The organism is Paenibacillus sp. J22P143 (assembly GCF_059692035.1).
Genome location: NZ_JCAUAQ010000001.1, coordinates 477,621 through 501,259 on the forward strand (window position 1 = coordinate 477,621; position 23,639 = coordinate 501,259).

Sequence of the window (23,639 nt, forward strand, 5' to 3'; positions counted from 1 at the left end):
CCTTATGCGAGCTCGTCTCATTTTAGGCATGCTGGGCACCTCCATTTGTGCTGATGCATATGCTGTACACATAATTGATCCTTCGAAGGACAGTGAGGAGAAAGACAGATGGAAGTGACCTCTCAATTGAAATGGAACCCCGTTCTAGCCGACCCTACTGGACATAGGCAGATGAAACCAAGAACGTTGGGAAAAACGATGGTGATGGATAAGGGGCTCGGATTGCTTGCCTTTCAAGACTTACTCCACACCGCAAGTAGTCACGTGGATATGATCAAGCTTGGTTTCGGCACATCGCCGCTTTACCCGCAAGCCGTGCTGCGAAGCAAAATAAACCTAGCCAAGGAGAATAACATTCTCATCTACCCAGGAGGGACATTTCTGGAAGTAGCTGTACAACAGCATGCCGTAGATTCTTTTTTTGACATGATACTTGCACTCGGCTTTAATGGCATTGAAATTTCCGACGGTACCATTCAAATGGATCGTAAACAGCGTAATGAGCTGATAGCTAGAGGTTTAGATGAAGGCTTGGAAGTCGTTACGGAGTATGGAAAAAAAGGATGGGGCTCCTCTATTGAGTTAGCAGAATTAATTGAGACAGTTTTCATCGACTCGGAATTAGGTGCATCCCTAGTCACAATTGAAGCGCGTGAGTCTGGCATGGGTGTTGGCATTTTTGATGGGCATGGAAAATGTAAAGATGAGGAGTTGCACAGCGTGCTTGCTTCCGTCTCAGGAGATCAGCTTTTATGGGAGGCGCCTCTAAAAACCCAACAGGTGCATTTGATTAACTCCCTGGGTCCTGATATTCATTTAGGCAATATTTCACCAGATGAAGTTATTTCGTTAGAAGCTTTGAGGAGAGGACTCCGTTCGGACACGTTGTCCTTAGGTATGAAATAAATGACTGCACAGTCCTTCATAGGACTCATGCATTTATCCAAAAATATAGAATTTATTAGGTAAAACCTATAAATTCTATATTTCCAGAAAGGAATAGCACATGCATATCGAGGTGATCGCCAACATCGGCGAAGCTAGAAGTGACGAGTTTCTCCATAAAACCGTCATTGTCGTTGATGTTTTACGTGCAACCAGCACAATCATCACCGCATTGATGAATGGCAGCAAGGGAGTAGTCCCTGTTGATACGGTTATGAAAGCGAAAGAATTGGCTCGCATTGGCGATTTACTCGGCGGTGAACGCTATTGCAAAAAAATTCCAGGCTTTGATTTTGGCAATTCTCCACTCGAGTATACGCGCGAAGCTGTGCAAGGCAAACGCGTCATTTTGACGACCACAAATGGTACGAGAGGGATTCAAAAAGCAATAAAAGCCGATCGTGTGCTTGCGGGAGCAATCATTAACGGCAGAGCCACTGCGATGGCAACAATCGATCTGAAACGGGACACGGTGATCGTATGTGCAGGGACGCAGGATGTATTTTCCTTAGAGGATGGCCTCTGTGCCGGCTTCATATTGGACGAAATTGCGGCCTTGCTTGGTGAGAGCCTCATGATAACGAATGACTTTGGCTTGGCGATGCGCGGTTGCTATCTCGAAGCTAAGGATCGGTTATTTGAGACTATACTTGCCAGCTGCAATGGTAAAAAAATGAAAAAGGCCGGCTTCCTCGCGGACGTCGAACTCTGTGCCAACGCGAATATGACGGATTGCGTTCCGGTTCTGGAACATGATCAGATGGTCCTCTTTGGGCGGTAGCTCCCATCACCATGCGTTCTAAATACAAGCCCCTTTCATAAACTAAAATGACGACGATGAGGACGAGGGGTTTTGTTCATGAATGGTGATTTACTCTTAGTTATTCTAATCATAATTGGACTCATAGGCCGTTCTCCGATCATTACAACTGCGGCTTGTCTTTTACTTGCCATTAAATTAATAGGTCTAGATCGTTACTTCCCTACCATGGAGCGCAGAGGGCTGGAGCTTGGCCTGCTGTTCCTTACAATTGGCGTTCTGATTCCATTTGCGAGTGACCGTATCTCCATGAAAGATATCCTTTCCGTCTTTACAACGTGGCCAGGGATCATTGCCCTTGTAGGCGGAGCGATTGCTACTTATATGAATGGAAAAGGTTTGGAGTTACTAAAAGTAGACCCACAATTAATTGTGGGTCTAGTCCTTGGTTCTATATTTGGCATCTTATTTATGCGCGGCATACCGGTGGGTCCATTAATGGCTGCCGGAATTACGGCATTTTTATTGAAGCTTGCTTATTTTATTGCGGACAAACTCCATTAAGAAATCCAACTATCTGCGATCTTCTGGTCCACCTACGAAAGCTTGCACCGCAGTGTCCAAGCCGTATGCTGTGTGAAGAGCACGGATGACATCTGTTAAGTTCGTGTTGTCAATGACACAAGACATTTTAATCTCAGATGTGCTTACCAAGGAGATCGTAATGCCAAGATCGGAAATGACTTTGAACATCGTCGCTGCAACACCTGGTGAGCTAACCATACCAGCACCAACAATCGAAACCTTCACAAGATCTACTTCGGAGGTCACTTCACGGAAACCAACTTCAGCGCGAATTTGTTCAATGACATCAAGAGCTTTCTCGCGATCAGCCAGCGTCGTGGTGAAAGAGAAATCGGCAGATCCGTTGATCACACCGCTTTGAACGATGATGTCTACGTCAATTTGCACTTCAGCAAGTGCTAGGAAAACCTTCGCAAGCTGACCTGGCTTCTCAGGAACACCCAGAATACTAATTCTTGCCACATTTTTGTCATAAGCGATGCCACGAACGACGATTCCTTGCTCCATCACTGCTTCCTCCTTCACGTTGGTACCTTCATTGTAATTAAAGCTTGAACGTACCACGAGGGTCACGTTGTAGTTTTTCGCATATTCAACAGCTCTTGGATGAAGTACCGCTGCCCCAAGGTTTGCAAGCTCCAGCATCTCATCATAGGAAATCTCAGCAAGCTTTCTTGCTACTTTCACGATACGAGGATCCGTGGAATAAATACCATCAACATCGGTATAAATTTCACATAGATCTGCTTTGATCGCTGCGGCAAGTGCAACAGCAGTTGTATCGGAGCCGCCGCGGCCCAATGTGGTAATCTCGCCTGCCTCGGTCATCCCTTGGAAACCGGCAACGATCACGACATTCCCTTGCTGGGTCGCATTCAGGACACGCTGAGGTTGAATATCCGTTATTCTCGCTTTACCGTGTACTGGCTCCGTAAAAATGCCACTTTGCCATCCGGTGTACGAAACTGCTTGTTCACCAAGATTATGTATGGCCATCGATAAAAGTGCTACGGAAACTTGCTCGCCTGTCGTCAACAACATATCCATTTCACGAGCCGGTGGGGCTCCATCGTAAATTTGCTTTGACAAGTCGATCAATTCATCCGTTGTATCACCCATCGCAGAAACGACAACAACACAGCTGTGACCAGCTTGTTTACGTTCAACGATTCTTTTTGCAACTCGTTTCATTCGCTCCGCATCACCGACAGAGCTACCGCCAAATTTCATCACTATAAGAGACAAAGCTGACCCACTCCTAACGCATACTAGTGCATAACAATTCAATATTATAGCATATAAATGATGGACTGTGGTAAGAAAAGAAAAAAAGCCTTTCGGACTCCTGCGAGTCAGAAAGGCTTATCTTATTAGTTGCTCGCGCGTGAAAGGTATTTGCCATCATCTGTATCAACAGAAAGAATATCGCCTTCGTTAATGAAAAGCGGTACCATGACATTAAGACCTGTTTCCACTTTCGCATTTTTCAAAGCACCTTGAGCTGTGTTGCCTTTGACGCTTGCATCGGTTTCAACAACCTTCAAGTCAACGCTCTTCGGAAGGTTAATCCCGAGGATTTCACCTTGATAGCTCATGATCTTGATGTTCATGTTTTCTTTCAGGAAGTTCAATTCCCATTTCAATTGTTCGTGGGAAAGGGAAATCTGATCGTAAGTCTCCGTATCCATGAATGTGTAATCGTCGCCAGCTGCGTACAAGTATTGCATTTCACGGTTTTCGATGTGGGCACGCCCAACGTTCTCACCAGCGCGGAATGTACGCTCAACGGTGTTGCCGTTACGAAGGTTTTTCAGCTTGGAGCGCACGAATGCAGCGCCTTTACCTGGTTTAACGTGTTGGAAATCTAGAACTGTAAAAATATCATGCTCAACTTCAATCGTAAGACCTGTTTTAAAATCGTTTACTGATATCACTTGTAAATCCCTCCGCTAGTCAATGATAAGAAAATCTTTGGTAGAATGTGTAAGTATTTTAATGCCGGTCTCAGTAATTACTACGTCATCCTCAATTCGAACTCCGCCAAAATCAGGGAGATAAATACCAGGCTCAACGGTAACAACCATACCAGGAGTTAAAATCATATCTTCGGTTTTCGACACGCGGGGCGATTCGTGAACCTCCATCCCCAACCCATGTCCGGTACCGTGACCGAAATAATCGCCATAACCGCGCTTCACGATGACATCGCGCGCAAAGGCATCGCCTTCTCTGCCTGTAATACCCGGTTTGAGGTTAGCCAAACAATGCAATTGCGCTTCCAAGACAATATCATAAATTTCTCTATGCTTGTCTGTCGGCTTTCCTAGCATAACCGTTCTTGTGATATCAGAGCAATAACCTTTATAATACGCTCCAAAATCCAATTTGACAAATTCGTTTAATTGGAGAACACGATCACTTGCTTTACCATGCGGTAACGCTGAACGCTCACCTGAGGCCACGATCGTCTCGAAGGACGTCGATGTCCCTCCATTTTTGCGAATAAACACTTCAATTTCAAGCGCGATGTCTAACTCTTTGACACCTGGTTTAATGAAATTAAGAATGTGTGAGAAGGTTTGATCGGCCAAATCAGCCGCTTCCTGCATCACTTGCAATTCAGCTTCATCCTTCACCATGCGAATCATTTCAACAAGACGGGAAGTTGGCACAAACTCGATGCCTGGAAGTCCCTGTTGATAGTTTACAAAATCGCCATAAGAAACGTCGCTCTGTTCGAAACCTAGCTTCGTGATCGCTTGCTGCTGCAAGAGTTCTCTTACGGTCTCGATCGCCTTAGCTTTATGTTCAACCACTTCAAACAATTGGGCTTGCTGCGGCGCTTGCGTCATATAACGGAAGTCAGTTAATAAAATGGCACGGTCAAGCGTAATAAGTACATAGCCAGAGGAACCAGTGAATCCAGATACATATGTACGGTTATATGCGTTCGTGATGAGTATTGCCGGTAAATCCTGTTGTTGCATAGCCTCGCGAAGACGTTGAATACGTTTCTCCTGCATCCAAATCACCATTCCTTCTAAGAGTTTTACTTTAGTAAAACTATCCTCGTAAGCATATGCTTTAAAAGTTTTGCTTTAGCAAAACGATCTTCGTAAGCAAATGCTACAGATGGGGTAGTAAAGCTCGTAAACCAAGCGCGTAGCTCTCTGCGCCAAATCCACAAATTTGACCAATCACGACAGGTGCGATGACCGAATGATGACGAAATTCCTCACGTTTATGAATATTCGAAATATGAACCTCTACCGTTGGCAATTGTACCGTAGATAGCGCATCGCGAATTGCATAGCTGTAATGAGTGAAGGCGCCAGGATTAATGAGAATCCCGTCCTTCGTGCCATAAGCCTCGTGGATTTTATCAATAATTTCGCCCTCATGGTTAGATTGAAAGCTCTCCAATTGGACCGAAAGCTCCGTTCCCAGCTCATTCAAACCCTCGATAATGGTGGAAAGTGTTACAGTTCCATACACACCAGGTTCACGTATGCCAAGCATATTCAAATTCGGACCATTCAAAACAAGAACCCTTTTCAATTGGATATCCTCCCGCAACAATCGTCATTGGCAATTAGCAAATTGACGCTAATTAACCTTTGATATTTTACCATAACTTTCATGTCTTGGGTATAGCCTCTGTCGTTCTTGCGCTTGTATATTCAATTGCAATCGAGTAACCAATAAACATCCCCCAAACGAGGAATAAACAAACATCACTAATAATCGTATTTAACTCTAATTCCCATATCCAATACACCATTCCCGTAATCGGTCCTATAAAAAGGTAAATAATCGCCCACCACACAGCGCCGTAGCCAATCCCCCAAAAAGGGCTGCGCAGCTTCCACATGGTGACCATATAGATGAAGGCTGCAAATATCGAGAACAGAGCAAACACCATCCATCCAATGAACAGCCCCATCCACGTGTTAAAAAAATCATGTTTGAAAAAAGGTTCAACGAGAAAACCAATTCCTATGGTCGTAAATTTGAAATAATTTTCGACTATTTTGAGGGCACCCCATATCAGCCCAGCAAAAAAACCGATATATAGCACAAACACCCAGCGATTTGTCTTCATTTTCTCCGCGGTATGAGCACTCGTCATCTGCATTCTTCCTTTCTCTACCGTTAAGGCTTGTCTTTTCATTGGCAATCATAGTATGTTCTGTCGCAATCGGTAGCATTCAACACCTGAATCCGTTACAATAAGAAAGTGAATTATGAAATCGAGAAAGATGAGAAGGTGAATCTGGTGGCAGAACAAAACAGTATATACGGAGGACAAGCCGTCATCGAGGGCGTCATGTTCGCAGGAAGAAATGTGCATGTAACTGCTGTGCGCAAAAAAGACGGATCCCTTGATTTTTTGGAAGTACCGAAGAAAGTGATTCCTTGGGTTCAAGCACTTAAGAAAATCCCTTTTGTTCGGGGAATTGTAGGTATTATTGAGTCCAGTGCTAAAGGTGCGCAGCATCTGAATTTCTCAGCCGAGTCATTCGCTGAGCAAGAAGGTGAAGATAACACAGCGAAGAAGGAAGAAAAAACAGGCATCTTCTCTAATATTTCCATGTTTTTAGGTGTTGCCGTCGTTGGTGTTCTTTCATTTCTATTTGGGAAATTCATTTTCACTTTAGTTCCAGCTATTATTGAACAGTTTTTGTTTCAAAATGTATTTAGCAATCAAATTCTTCATAATCTTATAGAAGGTGTGATCAAAATCATTTTGCTGGTGGGGTATATTTACTTCATCTCACTTACACCTATGATTCGGAGATTGTTTCAATATCATGGCGCAGAGCATAAAGTCATTAGCGCCTATGAAGCTGGTATGGAACTAACCGTAAGCAATGTCCAAAAGTTCAACACACTTCATTACCGTTGCGGCAGCAGCTTTATCGTATTCACCGTTCTAATCGGTGTTGTCATCTACTCATTCCTTCACTATGACGGTTTAGTCGAGCGTATTGTGCAGCGTTTAATTTTGTTGCCACTGGTTATCGGTGTTTCTTATGAAGTATTGCGTTTTACGAATTCGCTTCGTGAAGTACCCGTTCTTCGTTATTTAGGTTATCCAGGACTTTGGCTTCAACTGCTTACAACCAAAGAACCTGAAGACAGTCAAGTTGAGGTGTCCATTGCATCATTTAACCGCATGTTAGAAGCGGAAAAACGAATTATGGAGGGACGGGCATGAGAAGAAAATTTTCCCCGATTGAGATTGCCATAGGAGTATTGATTGCCATAGGCTTGCTCGTTAGTCTGCGTGTACTATTCATTCCTATTCTTGTGCTTGGGGCGATTTTTCTACTGTATAAATTCCCACCTTCCCGTTGGAGAAAAACCTCGATGCCTCGAGGTTCTGTAAAAGGCAAAACGAAGAACGCGAAATTTCGCGTAATCAACGGAACGAAAGATTCGGATAAGGATGATTTTCCGAAGTATCACTAAGTCAACGATTTATGTGGCGGTCGCATCACAAATTTCTCATAATTTTCTTCATAGTTACTGGCTGACCAACTACTGAAGTATGCTTTGGCTGCAAGAAAGCCCGACTCGTACAGTGACATGCTTAACTCTTTGGATATGGTGAACTGCGTGTTACTGACGCCTAATGTAGGAATTTTAACGGTTCGGAAGCGATTCTTTTGCTCGATGTAGCGTTCATCATGTGCACTAAGCATGGTGCTGAAGAGCGCTTCTAACATCGTAATTGGCCCTCGGATGGTATGCCTCGGCATGTCGCTCTTCCCGACAAGTTGGAACCCGATGACAGGTATGAGGTTAGCGCGCGGCATTTCATTGTCGAACACCCAAAGCGGGAAGTTGCTCAACAAGCCGCCATCAACGATATAAGTAAACTGCTCTGTGAAAGGCTTAGCCTTCGCAGAGCTTTTTATATTGCGACGAATTCTGACTGGATCGAAGAAATAGGGAATGCTCGTGCTCATTCTCACGGCTTTCGCAACAGAAAGCTTGCCTGGCTCGATACCGTACTGGGCAATATCATTGGGCAGTACCAATAGTTTGCCCTGTGTAATATCAGAAGCAATAATACGGAGTTGATTGGGCCCCAGATCACCAAACGTGCGAATGCCTTTAGCCGCTAGTTGTTGATTAACCCAATGTTCCAATGCTTCACCGGAATAAAGTCCTTTTTTGAGCAATAAGCGCGCCGCGGGGCCAATGATCTTCGTATTGAAAATTGGAGAACGCTGCTTAAACGATTTAAAAGGCGCTCTGAGTATCAATTCTCTCATTTCTTCCCCCGTATAGCCTGCTGCCAACAAAGCCGCCACAATTGAGCCAGAGCTTGTACCTGCGACTTGATGAAAGGTATATCCTTGTTCGATGGCTGCGCTCACGCCACCAGCCAAGGCAATCCCTTTGACGCCCCCACCTTCAAACACGCCGTTAATCTTCATACCCAACACCCTCCCTAGACCTAATTCATAGGGCTTCTTAGGTATGTATGCGTGAGCAGTTTGTTTATATTCTCAAAAAAAAAGACAGAGCACCGTAAACGGTCTCTGCCTAATTCTCTGCCTCTAATTCTTTACGCACATTCATAAGTTCATCTGCTCGACTAGGATCTCTTCGAAAATATTCCAATAAGGTTTCAATGCAAGTAATAGAATCCCAGCTCAAGTGGTGCTCAATGCCTTCGACATCCTTATATATATTGTCCTCATGGACACCTATTGTCGTTAAAAAGTTTTCCAAAAGCTCATGCCGATCCATCAAACGCTTGCCCATCTTCTTCCCTTTTGGTGTTAGGATCAAACCACGATATTTTTCATAGATTAAATAATTATCTTTATCTAATTTTTGAATCATTTTAGTCACGGAGGAGGGGTGCACTTCAAGCCCTTCAGCAATGTCGGAAACACGAGCGTAACCTTTCTCATCGATAAGCTTGTATATTCTCTCCAAATAATCTTCCATACTTGGCGTAGCCATTGCTATATTTCCCCCTGCTGTGCATATTTCTTTCCACATAAAAAAGTATAAGTTTTCGGTATCTGAAAACTGTTTTTTATTGGCGATAAAACCTTCCTCTAAACGCGGTCGCTCATCTTCGAGTGGCCTCGATAAAGGTTTTCTCACCAAATGCTGCTTTCCTATCATAATCCATCTACCCAGATGCGGTCAAATCTCCCATGATTCCATAGCCCAACTCTTTGGCACACTAAACGAATAGATTGTCATCCAGTTTTGTGAAGGAGGTCATCATGTCTACTGAATTAGTAACAAAGCCGCTGCCTAGCACAACGATCTTCGTGCCAGAGCTTGTTTATTTTGAACCAGATGCCATGAATTATCCCAATGGAAAGCAGATCTATGAATGGGCTAAACAAGAAGGCCTTGAGATTCATATGACAACGTCGCATAACCAAATCCGTGATTTACCCGGTGAAACCGAATTAGATAAATATCGAATTGCTAAGCGAACCTTAGTTGTCGGCATAAGGAAAACGTTAAAATTCGAAACGTCCAAACCCTCCGCTGAATATGCGCTACCCATTGCCACGGGGTGTATGGGACATTGCCATTATTGCTATTTGCAAACAACGATGGGTGCGAAGCCTTACATCCGTGTCTATGTCAATATCGACGATATTCTCGGGGCAGCTAAGGGCTATATCAAGGAACGCGAACCTGAAATCACACGTTTCGAAGCCGCGTGCACATCAGATCCAGTCGGGCTTGAGCATATATCAGGCTCGCTTAAACAGCTGATCGAGTTCATGGGTGAACAAGAGCACGGGAGGCTGCGTTTTGTCACGAAATATCATCACGTGGAACCATTATTAGATGCCAAGCATAACAAGCATACCCGTTTTCGCTTTAGCGTGAATGCCGATTATGTGATCAAAAATTTCGAGCCCGGCACCTCTCGCTTTCACGAAAGAATTGAGGCGGCAGGCAAAGTAGCCAAGGCTGGATATCCGCTTGGTTTCATTATTGCGCCTATAATATGGCACGAAGGCTGGGAGGAAGGCTATGCTGCGCTGCTAGACAAGCTGTATAGCACACTTCCAGCTGAAGCCACACACGATCTCACTTTCGAAATGATTCAACATCGTTTTACGAAAACAGCCAAACATATTATCGAGAAGCGTTATCCCAAAACGAAGCTGGAAATGGACGAAGAAAAGAGAAAATACAAATGGGGTAAATATGGGAAAGGCAAATATGTTTACAAAGATGAACAAGCTACCGCGTTGAGGGAATTCATTACAGAGCATATTTTCGAAAAATTCCCTCAAGCGAAGATTGAGTACTTTACTTGACTCCTTAAAATTTCAAGAAATCTGGTGTAATGGAGTTCAACCATAGGGTGATTTGCGTCATTTTTCCCGTATAAAGAAGAACAGCGATCACAATCATCAAGCCGCCGCCAATTTTCATGATGGTATTGGAATAGCGCAAAATCCATTTGGTTGAACCGATAAAAAAGGAAAGCACGAAGAACGGAATCGCAAACCCAAGTGAATACGATGTCGTAAGCTGAAACCACGTTCCCGGTTCAGTAGCGGCCAATGCCAGAATAGCTGATAGAATCGGCCCCACACATGGTGACCAGCCCGCAGCAAAGCCCATTCCTACAAAGACGGAGCCAACATAACCTGCTGGACGAAATTTTATCGACAGTTTGCGTTCTTTCATTAACCATTGCGGTTGGAATATACCTAATAGAAAAAGTCCCATTACAAATATTAATAGCGCAGCGACTTGTCTGAGTAAGTCACGATAGTCTATGAAGAAGCTTCCTACAAAGCCTGCCGTTAGCCCTAAAGCGTAAAAAATGATGGAAAAACCCACGATGAAGCTTAACGTATGGAGCATCGTTTGGCGTCGTACTTGAGCGGTTGTTCGCCCTGACTTGAGTTCACTGACAGAAATACCTGTTATGTAAGATAAGAACGATGGATATAAAGGCAAGCAACAAGGTGAAATGAAGGAAGCAATTCCCGCCCACAGGGCGATCCATAAATTAACTGAATCCATGATTTATATCCTCAATCCTCTTTTCAAAATAATCCCTATCAAAATAGCGATCAGGCTCAGCACAATCGTCCCACCTGGGGCCAGATCCCAAATCCCAGCCACAACAAGACCAACGATTACGGCAATTTCCGAGAATAAAATCGCTAAGAAAACGGAATGTTTAAAACTACGTGCGATCAACAAGCTGCATGCGACTGGAATCGTTAGTAACGAAGAAACAAGTAACGCGCCGACAATTTTGATAGCAACTGAAATGACAAGTGCAGTCAACATTGTAATCATCATATTATAAAATTTCAAAGGAAGTCCACTTACACTTGCTGCATCCTCGTCAAAAAACATCAAGAAAAACTCTTTAAAATGGAACGCAATCACACCGATAACAAGCACACACACAACTAAAACCACCCATAAATCCGTGGAATCCAGTGTATATATACTGCCGAAAAGGTAACTCATGACGTTCATGTTGAAGCCTTTGCCTAATGTGAAAAGAAGCGTTGCCAGCGCTACGCCGCCTGACATGATGATGGCGATTGAAAGCTCAGCGTAGGTTTTATACGCCTTGCGCAGTCGCTCTATAGCAAAAGAGGCAAGCAAAGCAAATACAAGGCCTACACCCAATGGGTACACATTGATCAAAAAGCCAAGTGCTACTCCAGCAATCGATACATGTGCTAACGTGTCCCCGATCATGGATAGCCGCCTTAGAACAAGAAAAACGCCCATTAATGGCGCTGTAAGCCCGATCAACAAACCACCTATTAATGCACGCTGAAAAAAGTACTCTGTGAATATGTCCAAAATGCCCGCTCCTTACTGAACTCCGATCATCTCTCGAATCTGGCCGAGTGAATGTGTTAAATTCGTCTCACGGCAATCCTCGGGATCATGGGTATGCTTCACATAAAACTTGATGCCGCCGCTTACTTGCTGCGGCTCTGTTCCAAGATAAGATTGAATCATGTCCATATCATGGGAAACCATGATGAAGGTCATATGATGATGCTGATGCATATGCTTGATCATTTTAAAGAAGCCAATTTGCGTTTCGGCATCAATACCTACCGTAGGCTCATCTAGAATGAGCAATTCCGGATTGTTAACAATGGCACGAGCTAAGAAAGCTCGCTGCTGCTGACCGCCAGAAAGCTGCCCGATACGACGATCGGCTAAATCCTCGATACGCATGGCAAGCATCGCGTCTTCTGCTTTTTGCTGCTCCGCTTTGGATAATCGGCGATATACATTCTTTTTGTTATACATGCCAGAAAGAACAACTTCCCTTACCGTTGCCGGGAATAAAGGATTGAAGGCATTTTTTTGAGGCACATAGCCGATCCTTTCCCAATCTTTGAATTGATTCAAAGGTCGATCAAATAATCGGATTTCCCCACTTGTTGGTTTCAATAAGCCAACTAACATTTTCAGAAGCGTCGTTTTCCCTGCACCATTGGAACCAATCACACCAACAAAATCGCGCTCAAACACATTAAACTGAAGATTGTTGATGACTGTCTTATTTTCGTATGAAAATGAAATTTGATCGATCGATACGATTTTCTGATGGCATAACACTTTCTCACTATTCTCCATCTGTTTACCCCTGACTAAGAATGGTCCTACTCCCTTTATTGTAACGCGAGGACTAGGTTTTTCAAATTTTTGTCCATAATCGATATATAATCTTCGCCTGCATCTAGCTGTTCTTTCGAGAGACCCTCGAGCGGATTAAGAACTAATGTGTCTACTTTCGCATCTTTGGCTAACGTCTTTGCCAACTTATCCGAAACAAGCTCCTCGAAGAAAATATACTTTAACTGGTGGTCTCTAATAAAAGCGTTGATTTGTTTTAGGTCCTGCGCTGTTGGCTCTGCATCCGGAGATAATCCCATGATAGACATCTGAGTCAAGCCGTAGTCTCTACATAGATATGCAAATGCATGATGAGATACAGCAATTTCTTTTTTTGCAGTTTTAGAAAGTTCAATTTTGTATCTCGCGTCTAAATCCGATAATTTTGCAGTATATTTCTGATAGTTTTGCTCGTAAGCATCCTTATGTGTTGGATCCGCTTCAATCAATGCTGTTTTAATATTATTAGCCATTTTCTGTGCATTTAACGGGCTTAACCACGCGTGCGGATCAAATTCTTCTTTATTATCATCGGTTTTGATCAGATTAGCCCCTTGACTAGCTTCTACGACATGAACAGTCGATTTACTTGATAGACTTCCAAGAAAATCTTTGACCCAACCTTCAAAGCCTGCACCTTGATACACGAAGATTTGTGACCCAGACATATTCTTAATATCCCTGCTTTTAGGAGACCAATCATGCGGCTCAACACCAGCTGGGACAAGATTAATGACGTTCACATATTCGCCGCCAATTTGCTTAGTGAAATCATATAAGGGATAAAAGCTAGTTACCACATTCACTTTGCCTTCTACTAATCCCGCTTTCGAGCTTCCGCAGCCCGCAATACAAAAAGCAACAATCATCAATAAACCTATGTAGATAAATCGCTTAGCATGTCTTGTCATTTTCGAACACCCACTCTAAATCGTAATTTTTTTTATTAACGTTTTGATTATACGAGGTGGATTTATCGAAGTCAATATATCTGGGGTGAAAATCAAAAAAGCCAGCTGTATTGTTCACAGCATGGCCATTTATAAAATTCACACAGTTATTTCTCAGATAATACTAGATTCAACCAGATTTTATTCATCTTCGGAGGCTCCGGTATCACCAGAGTCATCAGACCCACCTGAGCTTTCAGAATCACCAGCGCCTTCTTCCACCCCTTTTGCTTCTTTGGCTTTCTGTTTTTCCTCGCTGCTGCCCTTCGTGGGTTTGTCTGATTCTTCTTTTAGCTTTTTATAATGTTCTTCCGACTCTTTTATGAATTTAGCATCCTGCTCTTTTTGGTATTCAATCACCTCGTTGAACATCTGATACTGTTTTTTCAGTTCTTGATCGATCACACTTTCTTTACTTTTAGCTTCTTCTTTTTTAGCTTCTTCCTTTTTCTTCTCGCCTCCACCGAACAACGAACAAGCAGTCAAAGTGATGATCAATATTGCTATGGTTATCCCTTTTCCTATACGCCAAATAAACATCTCATTCACTCCGTGGGTTAGTTTCCTATAGCTTGCCCTTTGTAATCAAAAATACCCCAACGCCAAAGACCCAATCCCTGAAAATACAGGGATTGGGTACTTCGCGTTGAGACTATTATTTCACGATCGCACCGTTCGGCATCGAATCCGGAACGGTCGCTAGCGTGAGCTGATCGCCGTGTGAAGCGGCGAGAATCATACCTTGAGACAGCTCGCCGCGCAGCTTGGCGGGCTTCAAATTGGTGACGCAAATGACCTTGCGTCCAACAAGATCATCGGGCGTGTAGAACTTCGCGATGCCCGAAACGACTTGGCGCTGCTCGTAGCCGAGATCAAGCTGCAGCTTGAGAAGCTTGTCGGCGCCTTTCACAGGCTCCGCTGAAATCACTTGTGCGACGCGCAGCTCCACCTTGGCGAAATCGTCAATACCGATTTCTTCTTTTGGCTCCGGCGCTGGCACAGTTTCAGTAGCAGCGGACGCGGAAGCTGCTGTTGCTTTAGGCTCCTCGGTGCTCGCAGAAGCACCGCCACCCATGGCCTCGACGATGAAGGCGACTTCTGCCGCTACGTCGAGTCTTGGGAACATAGGCTCACCCTTCTGCACCTTGGTGCCAGAAGGGAGATGCCCGAAGGTCTGTACGCTCTCCCACGCAGTCAAGCGAGGTAAATCTTCAGTAGCTAAGCCTAGCTGCGCCCAGATCAGTTCCGGTGTCTTCGTCAAGAAAGGACGAAGAAGTACGGAAGATATTCGTTGGGATTCTGCCAACACATACATGACAGAGCCTAGAGTTGCACGCTTTGCCTCATCCTTGACCATCGACCAAGGCTGTGTTTCGTCGATATACTTATTCGTGCGGCTAATCAGCTGCCACACCGCGGAGAGTGCGATTGAAAACTCCATTCTCTCCATCGATTCCTCGTACTTAGCTACTGTTGTACGAACAGTCTCCAGAAGGCTTTCATCAAATTCAGTAGCCCCAGCAATATAGGCTGGGATTGTACCTGCAAAATACTTATCGATCATCACGATTGTACGATTCAATAAATTACCCAAATCATTGGCGAGATCATGATTCACACGTTCGACGAAGCTCTCTGGCGTAAATGTGCCGTCCGCGCCAAATGGTACTTCGCGCATGAGATAATAGCGAAGAGCATCCAAACCATAACGGTCGATAAGCGTAACAGGATCCACAACATTGCCTTTTGACTTGGACATTTTGCCATCCTTCATGAGCAACCAGCCATGTGCGAATACCTTCTTGGGCAATGGCAGATCTAGTGCCATCAACATAATCGGCCAATAAATCGTATGGAAACGCACAATTTCCTTACTCATTAAGTGGACATCTGCTGGCCAATACGTCTTGAAAATGGTCTCATCGTCAGACCCATAGCCAAGCGCCGTAATATAATTGGAAAGCGCATCAATCCAAACATAAATAACATGCTTCGGATCTCCAGGAACTTTAATTCCCCAGTCAAAGGTCGTTCTCGAAACAGCCAAATCCTCTAAGCCGGGCTTAATGAAGTTATTCAGCATCTCATTCTTACGAGATTCTGGCTGGATGAACTCAGGGTTTTCTTCATAGTACTGGACGAGACGATCCGCATACTTACTCATCCGGAAGAAATACGTTTGTTCCTTCATTTTCTCTACCGGGCGTCCGCAATCGGGACATTTCCCGTCGACTAGCTTACTCTCAAGGAAAAAGGATTCATCAGGAATACAGTACCAACCTTCATATTCACCTAAATAAATATCACCCTGATCAAGTAAACGCTGAAAAATCTTAGAAACCGCATCCTTATGACGATCCTCCGTCGTTCGAATAAAATCATCATAGGAGATATCCAGCTTCGCCCAAAGCTCTTTGATACCCGAAACAATATTGTCTACAAATTCTTGGGGCGTCGTTTCTTTTTCTTGTGCTTTGCGCTCAATTTTCTGTCCATGCTCATCTGTACCTGTCAAATATCTCACATCATAACCTTGTAACCTTTTGTAGCGCGCCATTGCGTCTCCAGCAACAGTCGAATACGCGTGGCCAATATGCAGCTTATCACTTGGATAATAAATCGGTGTGGTAATGTAAAATGTTTTTGATTGTTCGGACATGTTTCGTTCCTCCATTAGCGAATAGTAGAAAACACAAAAAACCCTCATCCATCTTGGGACGAGAGTTGAACTCACGCGGTACCACCCAGGTTCCCCCGCCTTTCACAAGCTCGGGGCTCAGTAAGTCTATTACGACTTGCCCATTAACGCTGGGACACGAGACCAGCTTACTCTCCGCGTGGTTTGTGTAAATAGCGCTCGCTATTCACACCCTGTGCTGAGAAGCTCGAAGGCCTATTCTCCGGGACCATATTCCAAACATCCTCCTATACCGGCTTTCACCTGACCCGGTTCTCTGTTCATAGGCATCCGATTGTACTTATCCGTTCATCGAAATCTACAATATTTAGCATCTTTAAGCACAATATATCGAAAAAAACAGCCGCATGTCAAGCGGATAGATTCCTCTAAATTAATTTATCTTCTTTACGGGCACATGGTCCACGCCACCAGGGTGAAATGGATGGCATTTGCAGATTCGTTTCGCAGATAACCAAGAACCTTTCATAGGTCCGTGAACTTCTATCGCCTCTATCGCATATTGCGAACATGTTGGATAAAATCGGCATGTAGGTGGCTTCAGAGGCGAAATAAACCTCCGATAAAAATGGATGGGTGCTAGAACAACCCTTTTCATCAGTAATCTCCTAGTTCTTAGTAAAGTAATAACCTCTACTAACCATCTTGCCTGAAAATAGAAATCGCGTCAAATGCCACGCTATTCCCACCCCTTCATAACTGAAAACACTTCAAAAACCTTGAATATAAATGAATGGACGCAAGGGTTTTCATCAGCGTCCTCTCATTTAGTTTGGGTACCAGAAATTCAATATATGTTTTGAGATCAAGCTGATCCCACAAGTATTCTTTTATCTTAGGTATAGAAAATTTAGGATTAACGGATTCAGAACGGGAAGCTTTCAATTTACGCAATGCCAGTAAACGACTTTCCTCAACTCTGAATGCAAGACAAATTTTTTGAAGCAATAACTTAGCACTTCTATAGTTAATTTGTAAGAGTTCTGATAACCCGTAAGCAGTAATTTCTGAACCGTGCTCAGTTAAAGTCTGGATTGCTCTGAACCAGGTAAGTAAAGAGAGTTTAGATTTATGCATGATTGTGCCAGCTGTGATAGAAACTTGCATTCTACACTCTTTGCACTCCAATAATTTGCGAGAACGAATTTGGAAAGCTTCATGGTGATCGCAGCTAGGACAATGAAATCCATTAGACCAACGCAAGTTCATGAGAAAATCCTCACATGCCTCTTCAGTAATACAAGATGAAGCTTTACTAGCGATTGATCCAAGATTCATATCCTCTCACCCCTCCACAAGAACTTACGTTCTACCTTTATTCCATTATACCAAACAAATGTTCTCGTGTAAATGTTTGTTATAAAATATTCCAATTATTCCATACATGAAGTTGCCTATATATTCTATCTAAAATAAATTCTGTCATACATACAAGTCGTGAAAATTAAACTATTCCGCAGTGTGAAGATTATGTAGGTTTGTTCAAAGGCGTACGACTTGTAGTTACTACAGAATTTAGATTTTGACGAAGTAAGTACTCGGCGAAGGTTAGGGTTGGGTTGGGTTGGGTTGGGTTGGGTTGGGTTGGGTTGGGTTGGGTTGGGTTGGGTTGGGTTGGGTTGGGTTGGGTTGCGTTGGGTTGGGTTGCGTTGCGTTGCGTTGGGTTGCGTTGCGTTGGGTTGCGTTGGGTTGCGTTGGGTTGGGTGTCAGGTGGTTCCTACATGGTGACATTGAGCTGGTTTGGGTTATAATGTTGATTGGAGATGAGATGAATCAAGGAGTTCGGACATTTTTTATATTTCTTTTGAATGAAGGAGTTTATTCGATATGATGATTGAGATATTTCAAGACTTAGTGTGTCCCTGGTGCCGGATTGGAAAGAAGAATTTGATGGATGCCCTGAAAAATTTTACATCTGAACCTGTTGAGATTCACTATCGTGCTTATCAGCTTGATCCTTCGACACCAATGGAAGGTGAGCATTTTGAGACGCTTATGCGTAATAAATTTCGTGCGGATGAGAGCAAGCTACAATCGATGCTCCAACAAGTAACTCAGGCTGGACAAGCATCGGGCTTACATTTTGATTTTTCTCAAGTAGAGAAAATGCCTAATACGCTAAAAGCGCATCAACTCATTGCTATAGCTCCAGATGAAGTGAAAATGCAGCTTGTTGACGACTTGTTTAAGGCTTATTTTGAGGACGGAAAAGATATTGGTCACGTCGAATTCCTACTTGAAGCTGCGAGCCAGCTTGGTATGGATCCGCAGCAGACGCTCACTCGACTGAATGCCAAAGAAGGGTTGGAGCAGGTTGAAGATGATCTTGCTTTTGCCAGTCAGGCCGGCGTTACAGGTGTACCATTTTTCGTTATTAACCGTAAATATGCGTTAACAGGTGCTCAACCAGCGGCTACTTTTCTACAAGCACTTGAGCAAATTAGTTCAGAGGGCTCGAAGGAAGTTTGAACCCCCGTTAAATAACGCCCGGCGTCTCCAACGTGGAGAGTCGGGTTATTATAAGCTGATAAATAGGAGATTTACGAATGACTACTTTACTCAAGGCACTTAAACAGCTGCCTACTCGCGCAATGATTGTAATTTTACCTTTTGTTCTGATGTGTATGGTTGAATATTTGGAGAGGGGCTCTTATAAGGAGCTTCATCATTGGATCACGACTTGTCCTTTAGCCATGGTTCTTGCTTATTTCATAGTTGGCGCTTTGTATTTGTTCCTTATTGCTGCGACTGGTCGTACTCGGCTGTCATTCTGGCTCCTTTGTGTCCTATTGTTGCCACTCGGGGCAATTAGCGGCAGTAAATTAAAGGCGATTGGTTCGCCTTATTATCCATGGGATCTTTACTTTAATAATCAAATTATGGAGTATAAGAAGTTTTTAACCGACTATTTAAATAATTCTATTATTGGCTATACGTTGCTATTTCTGGTCGTTGTGGCTTGTCTGTTTCATCTCATTTTACGCAAACGTAAAATGCAGTTCAACTGGATTGAACGCAGTGTATATGGGGTAATCGCAATTGTTTTGGCGACAAGTTTGTACTGGGATAAACCAATTGCATTCACAAAACTTTATGGAATGTACACTGTACCATGGGACCAAACGATTACTTACGATGAGAACGGTTATTTGTACTCTTCGGTTCAGATGCTACACTTTTTGAATGTCGAGAAGCCTGATGGTTATAGTAAAAAAGCAATCACTACCCTGTTGGAACAAATCCCTGAAAAACCAGCTGCAAGTGAGAAAAAACCGAATATTATTGTTTTGTTGGGGGAGTCATTTTTCGATCCAACGATTATGAAAAACGTCACATTCAGCCGCGACCCTATCCCTCATTTGCATGAGTTGCAGAAAAAATTCACTAGCGGAAAGATGTTATCTCCCCAATTCGGAGGAAGCACAGCCAATGTTGAGTTTGAGGTATTATCGGGGAACTCGATGCGTTTTTTTGGGAAATCGCCTGATAAAATCATTCCCTATATCGAATATATGAATCACGGTGTAGACTCCTTAGCGAGCATTACAACTAGACAAGGATATACAGCAACTGCGATTAATCCGTTCTTTAGCTATTTCTTTGATAGCAGAAAAGTATATAAGCATTTCGGTTTTTCAAGATTTATTGCAAGTGAGTATTTCCCAAATGATTTCTCAGGACCGAACTATGCTGATCATGCTGTTGTGAATAAAATTATTGAGGAAACGGAAAAAAGTGCAGGACCTGATTTCGTATTTGCCAATACGATGGAAAATCATCATCCATACCCTCCTGATAAGTTTAGCAAGAATACGATTCAAGTTACTGGAGATATCTCGGCAGAATCGAAAAGTATTCTCGAAACCTATGCTCAAGGTATCACAGCCACTGATCAGGCTCTTCAATCTCTCGTTGATTATTATTCAAAAAAGTCCGAGCCGACGATCATCTTGTTTTTCGGAGACCACTTCCCATTTTTCGAGGAAGATTATAAAGTGTATCGCGATGCTAAGTATGTGTTTCCTGATGATCCTGATTTGTATACGAAGACACATTATACGCCTTTCGTAATCTGGAATAACTTCGTTCCTGCCGATCAAGAGAAGCTTAATCTGACCTCCAGTCCAGCTTTTTTAGGACCGATGTTGTTGCATTTGGCTGGTGTAAAGGGGAGTTATTACACAGATTATTTATATGATTTGTCAAAGAAAATACCTGTGATCCCACCTCAGGACATGTGGGCGAAATATAACATTCAGGAGAAGGATCTCGCTGATTATAAGAAGATGCAGTATGATAATCTCTTTGGAGACCGTTATGGCTATGAAGCCAAAGGCTATAAAGATACGATCGTACAACCTTCGTACACACTGGGTTATGGTGATCCTGTGATTTCGAAGGTCACGGTATCTGACGGTAAAATTCTGGTTACGGGTTCTCCTTTCTTCTCCTCCTGTAATGTCTATATTGATGGGACGGAAGTCAAATCTAATTTCGATGGAAAAGATACACTGTATGTTGATATAGCATCTAATCCAGCACTAGAAACAAGTAAATCCCATCAAGTTGAAGTACGTGTGTATGATGATAAAAAGATGAAAATCGGTCAATCCAACCTTTATCCGTTGCCATCGTCATGACAAAAGCCCTCTATGAATAGGATGAAGCATATCCTACTCTTAGGGGGCTTTTGTGTGGTGATGACCATTCCGCCAGCTCATGTTCATTTCTTCACGACGGTTACTTCGGAAGAATTAGGGCACCATCAGCTTTTGCGTTTGTACACATTCAATGTGAATGGGACATCTTATGATCAGCATGTCCACCAATACCAAGGCATTACTGGGATTAAATACGGTCATTATCACGCTTTTTATGGCGTTACTGGACCACCTATTGCACTCTCTAACGGTGCACACATTCATTTTCTTCAAGGTGTTGTGGATCTAAATCTGAACAACACTGGAAGAAGAGGTGCTCTGGCTAAATCTGCTGAGATTGAAGGCATTATTCTACAACTGCATCAGCATAATTATCAAGGATATTCATCCGTTGGTTTTGGTTACGAACCTTGGTAACTTAAATGTTCTCAATATGAATGGCCCAATTGAATGTAAAGGTCGCTCCAGCCTCTAAGCCTAGAGCACCCGATATTTCAGCTGGAAATGATTCATTGAATACGTTCATGATACTTGTATAAGGTTCAAGCGAAACGGCCTGCGTCCATGGCGCTGTGAAAAGCACATGGATAGGAAACTTATCTCCCATGTCATAAATAAGCTTCGTGCCCCGAGCTTCGTATGCTAGCTCGCATACTTGCGGTCCTGGCGCGATGCTGAGCATCTGTGAGCCGCCAGGGTAGCCAGGCAGCGATGAAACAATCGCGCCCTTCTGTAAGGCCGCTGTGAGCGCTGTCGGCACAGGTTCGCCTGCCGCATACCCACCCGCGGTAAGGGGCCATTCTGCCGCCGCGGGAATGGTTACCCGAACGCGGTCAGCTTCGCCCTCTGCGAACGCGAAGTATGGGTGAAAGCCAAGTGACAGCGGCATGGTATCGCCGCCTCGATTGGCTATTTCACCGCTGAGCGACAGCGTACCGTCCTTCAGACGGTACGTGAAGCGGAAGCATGCGGCGTGTGGGAAATACGCCAGCATGTCCGGCGTCTCCGCGATGTCAAACTCCGCGGAGACATAAGCCCCGCCAGCTGCGTCCGCGCCGCTGGCAACGACCTTCCACGGCCGCTCGCGCAGTTGGCCGTGAGCGTGATCGGGCTCCCGATTCGCCGGGAGCCGGTATTCGCGGCCACCGAAGGTGAATGCCGCATTTGGGACGCGCCCCGGCGGGAACAGAATGGGCACGCCGTAGCGCGAAGAATTGACGCGAAGCTCCGACAAGTCGTCAGGCTTCGCGATGTAACAGTGGTTCCGCACGTCGAAGCGGAACAGGTGCAGTCCGACGGTCGGAATAATTTCGGCAACAGCCTCTGCCTGATGGTCGACGAGTCTTAGCGTCGACTCCCCTTCCCATTCACTATGTATTAGTTCATACTGGCTCACTGATGAATCCTCCTAGTTATTGCTTTGATTAATAAAAACATAACCTGTTTGGTTAAAACGATAACGGGTTTGATAATAGTTATAAATGATTATGATGCCGAGTACAAGAATAATGCTCGTAATTAGACTTCCCTCTGCTCCGAAAGCTCCTCCCGAAATAACGATTGCACCATTTGTTTCTGTCGTTATAAGTGAAGACATCGGAATACCTGAAACGTCAAAACCAAACAGACACCCTTGCATGAAATTCCATGATAAGTGCAACCCAACAGGCATCCAGAGACTACCTGTATACTCACGGCACAAGCCCATCAAAAGTCCTGCCAAAAGGATATTGATAAAGGGAAACGGCGTATGCCACATTCCCGGATTAAAGCTATGCATCAAAGTGAAAACAATCGTCGACACCCCAACGGCTATTTTAGGCCCGAATCGATTTTTAACTAAGCCTTGTAAATACCCACGTGCAAAAAGTTCTTCGTTGACCGCTACGCCAATAAAGAGAAGAAAACTTCCTCCAATCTCGTACCCCTTCAACAGACTCCATTCCACATTCACAATGTGGATGCCGCCGAACAACCATATCCCTACGCTGCTTATGGTTATCAGCGCGGCTCCCCAGGTGAAGCCCTCTCCTAAACGACGTCCAAATTGCACGGTATGCAACCCTAAAGCCCATCCTTTTTTTCGCTCAAATATATAAAAAGAAACATAAACACCGCTGATGAAGCCTGCAATTTGTGCCCATAGTGACGCTTTAATAAAATCGGGACTACTCGTAACAGCCTCCATGCTTACAATGAGATCAGGATTTAGCTTCACTACAATGACAGCTGCAGCTATAGATAGTATTACTGTGATGACGATGATGAAAATGAGGGTTAACAATACTTTGCCTACGATCTGCAGGATTGGGAATGTTCTTCTCTTCTTCAGTTCGATATCTCTTCACTCCTTTCATAAAACTTAATATTCG

General features: G+C 43.8%; 26 protein-coding genes. 9 read left to right on the forward strand and 17 right to left on the reverse strand.

Annotated elements, in window-relative coordinates; translation table 11 throughout:
• The first annotated feature begins 108 nt into the window (after window positions 1-108).
• The 3 genes from comA (at window position 109) to AC58PQ_RS02430 (ending at window position 2,269) form a co-directional block, all read left to right on the forward strand.
• The gene (comA, locus tag AC58PQ_RS02420) at window positions 109-906 is read left to right on the forward strand and encodes a phosphosulfolactate synthase (protein WP_497240374.1); all 798 of its coding nucleotides are present in this window, start codon (window positions 109-111) and stop codon (window positions 904-906) included.
• Between the two features lie 100 nt (window positions 907-1,006).
• Window positions 1,007-1,726 carry a 2-phosphosulfolactate phosphatase gene (locus AC58PQ_RS02425; RefSeq protein WP_497240375.1) on the forward strand — a complete coding sequence of 240 codons (720 nt, stop codon included), beginning with the start codon at window positions 1,007-1,009 and terminating at the stop codon, window positions 1,724-1,726.
• Window positions 1,727-1,804: 78 nt separating this feature from the next.
• Window positions 1,805-2,269, forward strand: coding sequence for a DUF441 domain-containing protein (locus AC58PQ_RS02430; protein ID WP_497240376.1), 465 nt, complete (start codon window positions 1,805-1,807; stop codon window positions 2,267-2,269).
• A 9-nt stretch (window positions 2,270-2,278) separates the two neighbouring features.
• On the opposite strand, the gene AC58PQ_RS02435 is transcribed toward AC58PQ_RS02430, so the two are convergent.
• The 5 genes from AC58PQ_RS02435 to AC58PQ_RS02455 all read right to left on the reverse strand — a co-directional run bounded on the left by AC58PQ_RS02435 (window position 2,279) and on the right by AC58PQ_RS02455 (window position 6,419).
• Window positions 2,279-3,535 carry an aspartate kinase gene (locus AC58PQ_RS02435; protein WP_497240377.1) on the reverse strand — a complete coding sequence of 419 codons (1,257 nt, stop codon included), beginning with the start codon at window positions 3,533-3,535 and terminating at the stop codon, window positions 2,279-2,281.
• Between the two features lie 125 nt (window positions 3,536-3,660).
• The gene (gene efp, locus AC58PQ_RS02440; protein WP_477590831.1) at window positions 3,661-4,224 is read right to left on the reverse strand and encodes an elongation factor P; all 564 of its coding nucleotides are present in this window, start codon (window positions 4,222-4,224) and stop codon (window positions 3,661-3,663) included.
• A 15-nt stretch (window positions 4,225-4,239) separates the two neighbouring features.
• Window positions 4,240-5,313, reverse strand: coding sequence for a M24 family metallopeptidase (locus tag AC58PQ_RS02445; protein WP_497240378.1), 1,074 nt, complete (start codon window positions 5,311-5,313; stop codon window positions 4,240-4,242).
• Window positions 5,314-5,416: 103 nt separating this feature from the next.
• Entirely contained in the window at window positions 5,417-5,848 is a 432-nt protein-coding gene (gene aroQ, locus AC58PQ_RS02450; RefSeq protein WP_497240379.1) for a type II 3-dehydroquinate dehydratase, read from the reverse strand.
• 79 nt (window positions 5,849-5,927) lie between these two features.
• Window positions 5,928-6,419 (reverse strand): YqhR family membrane protein, encoded by a 492-nt coding sequence (locus AC58PQ_RS02455; protein WP_497240380.1) that lies wholly within the window; start codon window positions 6,417-6,419, stop codon window positions 5,928-5,930.
• A 198-nt stretch (window positions 6,420-6,617) separates the two neighbouring features.
• On the opposite strand from AC58PQ_RS02455, the gene AC58PQ_RS02460 reads away from it, so the two are divergent.
• Window positions 6,618-7,508: a DUF1385 domain-containing protein gene (locus AC58PQ_RS02460; protein ID WP_477590922.1), complete on the forward strand. Its 891-nt coding sequence runs from the start codon at window positions 6,618-6,620 to the stop codon at window positions 7,506-7,508.
• Window positions 7,505-7,762 (forward strand): hypothetical protein, encoded by a 258-nt coding sequence (locus AC58PQ_RS02465; protein WP_497240381.1) that lies wholly within the window; start codon window positions 7,505-7,507, stop codon window positions 7,760-7,762. The genes AC58PQ_RS02460 and AC58PQ_RS02465 overlap by 4 nt, the downstream gene beginning before the upstream one ends.
• Here AC58PQ_RS02465 and AC58PQ_RS02470 read toward each other — a convergent pair.
• Entirely contained in the window at window positions 7,759-8,736 is a 978-nt protein-coding gene (locus tag AC58PQ_RS02470) for a patatin-like phospholipase family protein (protein WP_497240382.1), read from the reverse strand. The two genes, AC58PQ_RS02465 and AC58PQ_RS02470, sit on opposite strands and share 4 nt — an antisense overlap.
• Window positions 8,737-8,845: 109 nt before the next feature.
• Window positions 8,846-9,271: a transcriptional regulator MntR gene (mntR, locus tag AC58PQ_RS02475; protein ID WP_056614749.1), complete on the reverse strand. Its 426-nt coding sequence runs from the start codon at window positions 9,269-9,271 to the stop codon at window positions 8,846-8,848.
• A 272-nt stretch (window positions 9,272-9,543) separates the two neighbouring features.
• Here mntR and splB point away from each other — a divergent pair, with 272 nt between their 5' ends.
• A complete protein-coding gene (gene splB, locus AC58PQ_RS02480) occupies window positions 9,544-10,605 on the forward strand; it encodes a spore photoproduct lyase (protein ID WP_497240383.1) in 1,062 nt (353 codons plus the stop codon).
• 4 nt (window positions 10,606-10,609) lie between these two features.
• On the opposite strand, the gene AC58PQ_RS02485 is transcribed toward splB, so the two are convergent.
• From AC58PQ_RS02485 to AC58PQ_RS02520, 8 genes are all read right to left on the reverse strand, one after another.
• The gene (locus AC58PQ_RS02485; RefSeq protein WP_497240384.1) at window positions 10,610-11,323 is read right to left on the reverse strand and encodes a cytochrome c biogenesis CcdA family protein; all 714 of its coding nucleotides are present in this window, start codon (window positions 11,321-11,323) and stop codon (window positions 10,610-10,612) included.
• Between the two features lie 3 nt (window positions 11,324-11,326).
• Entirely contained in the window at window positions 11,327-12,127 is an 801-nt protein-coding gene (locus AC58PQ_RS02490; protein ID WP_057312253.1) for a metal ABC transporter permease, read from the reverse strand.
• Between the two features lie 12 nt (window positions 12,128-12,139).
• Entirely contained in the window at window positions 12,140-12,919 is a 780-nt protein-coding gene (locus AC58PQ_RS02495; protein WP_497240385.1) for a metal ABC transporter ATP-binding protein, read from the reverse strand.
• A gap of 35 nt (window positions 12,920-12,954) precedes the next feature.
• A complete protein-coding gene (locus AC58PQ_RS02500; protein ID WP_497240386.1) occupies window positions 12,955-13,869 on the reverse strand; it encodes a metal ABC transporter substrate-binding protein in 915 nt (304 codons plus the stop codon).
• A 180-nt stretch (window positions 13,870-14,049) separates the two neighbouring features.
• Window positions 14,050-14,448, reverse strand: coding sequence for a hypothetical protein (locus AC58PQ_RS02505; protein WP_497240387.1), 399 nt, complete (start codon window positions 14,446-14,448; stop codon window positions 14,050-14,052).
• A gap of 115 nt (window positions 14,449-14,563) precedes the next feature.
• A complete protein-coding gene (gene metG, locus AC58PQ_RS02510) occupies window positions 14,564-16,567 on the reverse strand; it encodes a methionine--tRNA ligase (RefSeq protein WP_497240388.1) in 2,004 nt (667 codons plus the stop codon).
• Window positions 16,568-16,979: 412 nt separating this feature from the next.
• Window positions 16,980-17,204 carry a membrane protein insertion efficiency factor YidD gene (gene yidD / locus AC58PQ_RS02515; RefSeq protein WP_497240389.1) on the reverse strand — a complete coding sequence of 75 codons (225 nt, stop codon included), beginning with the start codon at window positions 17,202-17,204 and terminating at the stop codon, window positions 16,980-16,982.
• A 95-nt stretch (window positions 17,205-17,299) separates the two neighbouring features.
• Entirely contained in the window at window positions 17,300-17,884 is a 585-nt protein-coding gene (locus AC58PQ_RS02520; protein ID WP_497240390.1) for a transposase, read from the reverse strand.
• A 549-nt stretch (window positions 17,885-18,433) separates the two neighbouring features.
• Between AC58PQ_RS02520 and AC58PQ_RS02525 the strand changes: the two genes are divergently transcribed.
• From AC58PQ_RS02525 to AC58PQ_RS02535, 3 genes are all read left to right on the forward strand, one after another.
• Entirely contained in the window at window positions 18,434-19,075 is a 642-nt protein-coding gene (locus AC58PQ_RS02525) for a DsbA family oxidoreductase (protein WP_497240391.1), read from the forward strand.
• A gap of 77 nt (window positions 19,076-19,152) precedes the next feature.
• Window positions 19,153-21,246 carry an LTA synthase family protein gene (locus AC58PQ_RS02530; RefSeq protein WP_497240392.1) on the forward strand — a complete coding sequence of 698 codons (2,094 nt, stop codon included), beginning with the start codon at window positions 19,153-19,155 and terminating at the stop codon, window positions 21,244-21,246.
• Window positions 21,247-21,306: 60 nt separating this feature from the next.
• A complete protein-coding gene (locus tag AC58PQ_RS02535; protein ID WP_497240626.1) occupies window positions 21,307-21,684 on the forward strand; it encodes a YmaF family protein in 378 nt (125 codons plus the stop codon).
• Between the two features lies 1 nt (window position 21,685).
• Here the strand turns inward: AC58PQ_RS02535 and AC58PQ_RS02540 are convergent, their stop codons facing one another.
• Complete coding sequence (locus tag AC58PQ_RS02540; protein WP_497240393.1) at window positions 21,686-22,663, reverse strand: aldose 1-epimerase; 978 nt, start codon at window positions 22,661-22,663, stop codon at window positions 21,686-21,688.
• 12 nt (window positions 22,664-22,675) lie between these two features.
• Complete coding sequence (locus AC58PQ_RS02545) at window positions 22,676-23,551, reverse strand: CPBP family intramembrane glutamic endopeptidase (protein WP_497240394.1); 876 nt, start codon at window positions 23,549-23,551, stop codon at window positions 22,676-22,678.
• Between the last annotated feature and the right edge of the window lie 88 nt (window positions 23,552-23,639).

What these genes read in the sequence shown, in the direction of transcription:
- splB (WP_497240383.1), top strand. Translation starts at nt 9,544, where the DNA reads ATGTCTACTGAATTAGTAACAAAGCCGCTGCCTAGCACAACGATCTTC.
- AC58PQ_RS02525 (WP_497240391.1), top strand. Translation starts at nt 18,434, where the DNA reads ATGATGATTGAGATATTTCAAGACTTAGTGTGTCCCTGGTGCCGGATT.
- mntR (WP_056614749.1), bottom strand. Translation starts at nt 9,271, where the DNA reads ATGGCTACGCCAAGTATGGAAGATTATTTGGAGAGAATATACAAGCTT.
- AC58PQ_RS02460 (WP_477590922.1), top strand. Translation starts at nt 6,618, where the DNA reads ATGTTCGCAGGAAGAAATGTGCATGTAACTGCTGTGCGCAAAAAAGAC.
- AC58PQ_RS02500 (WP_497240386.1), bottom strand. Translation starts at nt 13,869, where the DNA reads ATGACAAGACATGCTAAGCGATTTATCTACATAGGTTTATTGATGATT.
- AC58PQ_RS02470 (WP_497240382.1), bottom strand. Translation starts at nt 8,736, where the DNA reads ATGAAGATTAACGGCGTGTTTGAAGGTGGGGGCGTCAAAGGGATTGCC.
- AC58PQ_RS02495 (WP_497240385.1), bottom strand. Translation starts at nt 12,919, where the DNA reads ATGGAGAATAGTGAGAAAGTGTTATGCCATCAGAAAATCGTATCGATC.
- AC58PQ_RS02530 (WP_497240392.1), top strand. Translation starts at nt 19,153, where the DNA reads ATGACTACTTTACTCAAGGCACTTAAACAGCTGCCTACTCGCGCAATG.
- AC58PQ_RS02505 (WP_497240387.1), bottom strand. Translation starts at nt 14,448, where the DNA reads ATGTTTATTTGGCGTATAGGAAAAGGGATAACCATAGCAATATTGATC.
- yidD (WP_497240389.1), bottom strand. Translation starts at nt 17,204, where the DNA reads ATGAAAAGGGTTGTTCTAGCACCCATCCATTTTTATCGGAGGTTTATT.
- AC58PQ_RS02445 (WP_497240378.1), bottom strand. Translation starts at nt 5,313, where the DNA reads ATGCAGGAGAAACGTATTCAACGTCTTCGCGAGGCTATGCAACAACAG.
- AC58PQ_RS02520 (WP_497240390.1), bottom strand. Translation starts at nt 17,884, where the DNA reads ATGAATCTTGGATCAATCGCTAGTAAAGCTTCATCTTGTATTACTGAA.
- AC58PQ_RS02465 (WP_497240381.1), top strand. Translation starts at nt 7,505, where the DNA reads ATGAGAAGAAAATTTTCCCCGATTGAGATTGCCATAGGAGTATTGATT.
- comA (WP_497240374.1), top strand. Translation starts at nt 109, where the DNA reads ATGGAAGTGACCTCTCAATTGAAATGGAACCCCGTTCTAGCCGACCCT.
- AC58PQ_RS02485 (WP_497240384.1), bottom strand. Translation starts at nt 11,323, where the DNA reads ATGGATTCAGTTAATTTATGGATCGCCCTGTGGGCGGGAATTGCTTCC.
- AC58PQ_RS02430 (WP_497240376.1), top strand. Translation starts at nt 1,805, where the DNA reads ATGAATGGTGATTTACTCTTAGTTATTCTAATCATAATTGGACTCATA.
- AC58PQ_RS02535 (WP_497240626.1), top strand. Translation starts at nt 21,307, where the DNA reads ATGACCATTCCGCCAGCTCATGTTCATTTCTTCACGACGGTTACTTCG.
- metG (WP_497240388.1), bottom strand. Translation starts at nt 16,567, where the DNA reads ATGTCCGAACAATCAAAAACATTTTACATTACCACACCGATTTATTAT.
- AC58PQ_RS02425 (WP_497240375.1), top strand. Translation starts at nt 1,007, where the DNA reads ATGCATATCGAGGTGATCGCCAACATCGGCGAAGCTAGAAGTGACGAG.
- AC58PQ_RS02455 (WP_497240380.1), bottom strand. Translation starts at nt 6,419, where the DNA reads ATGACGAGTGCTCATACCGCGGAGAAAATGAAGACAAATCGCTGGGTG.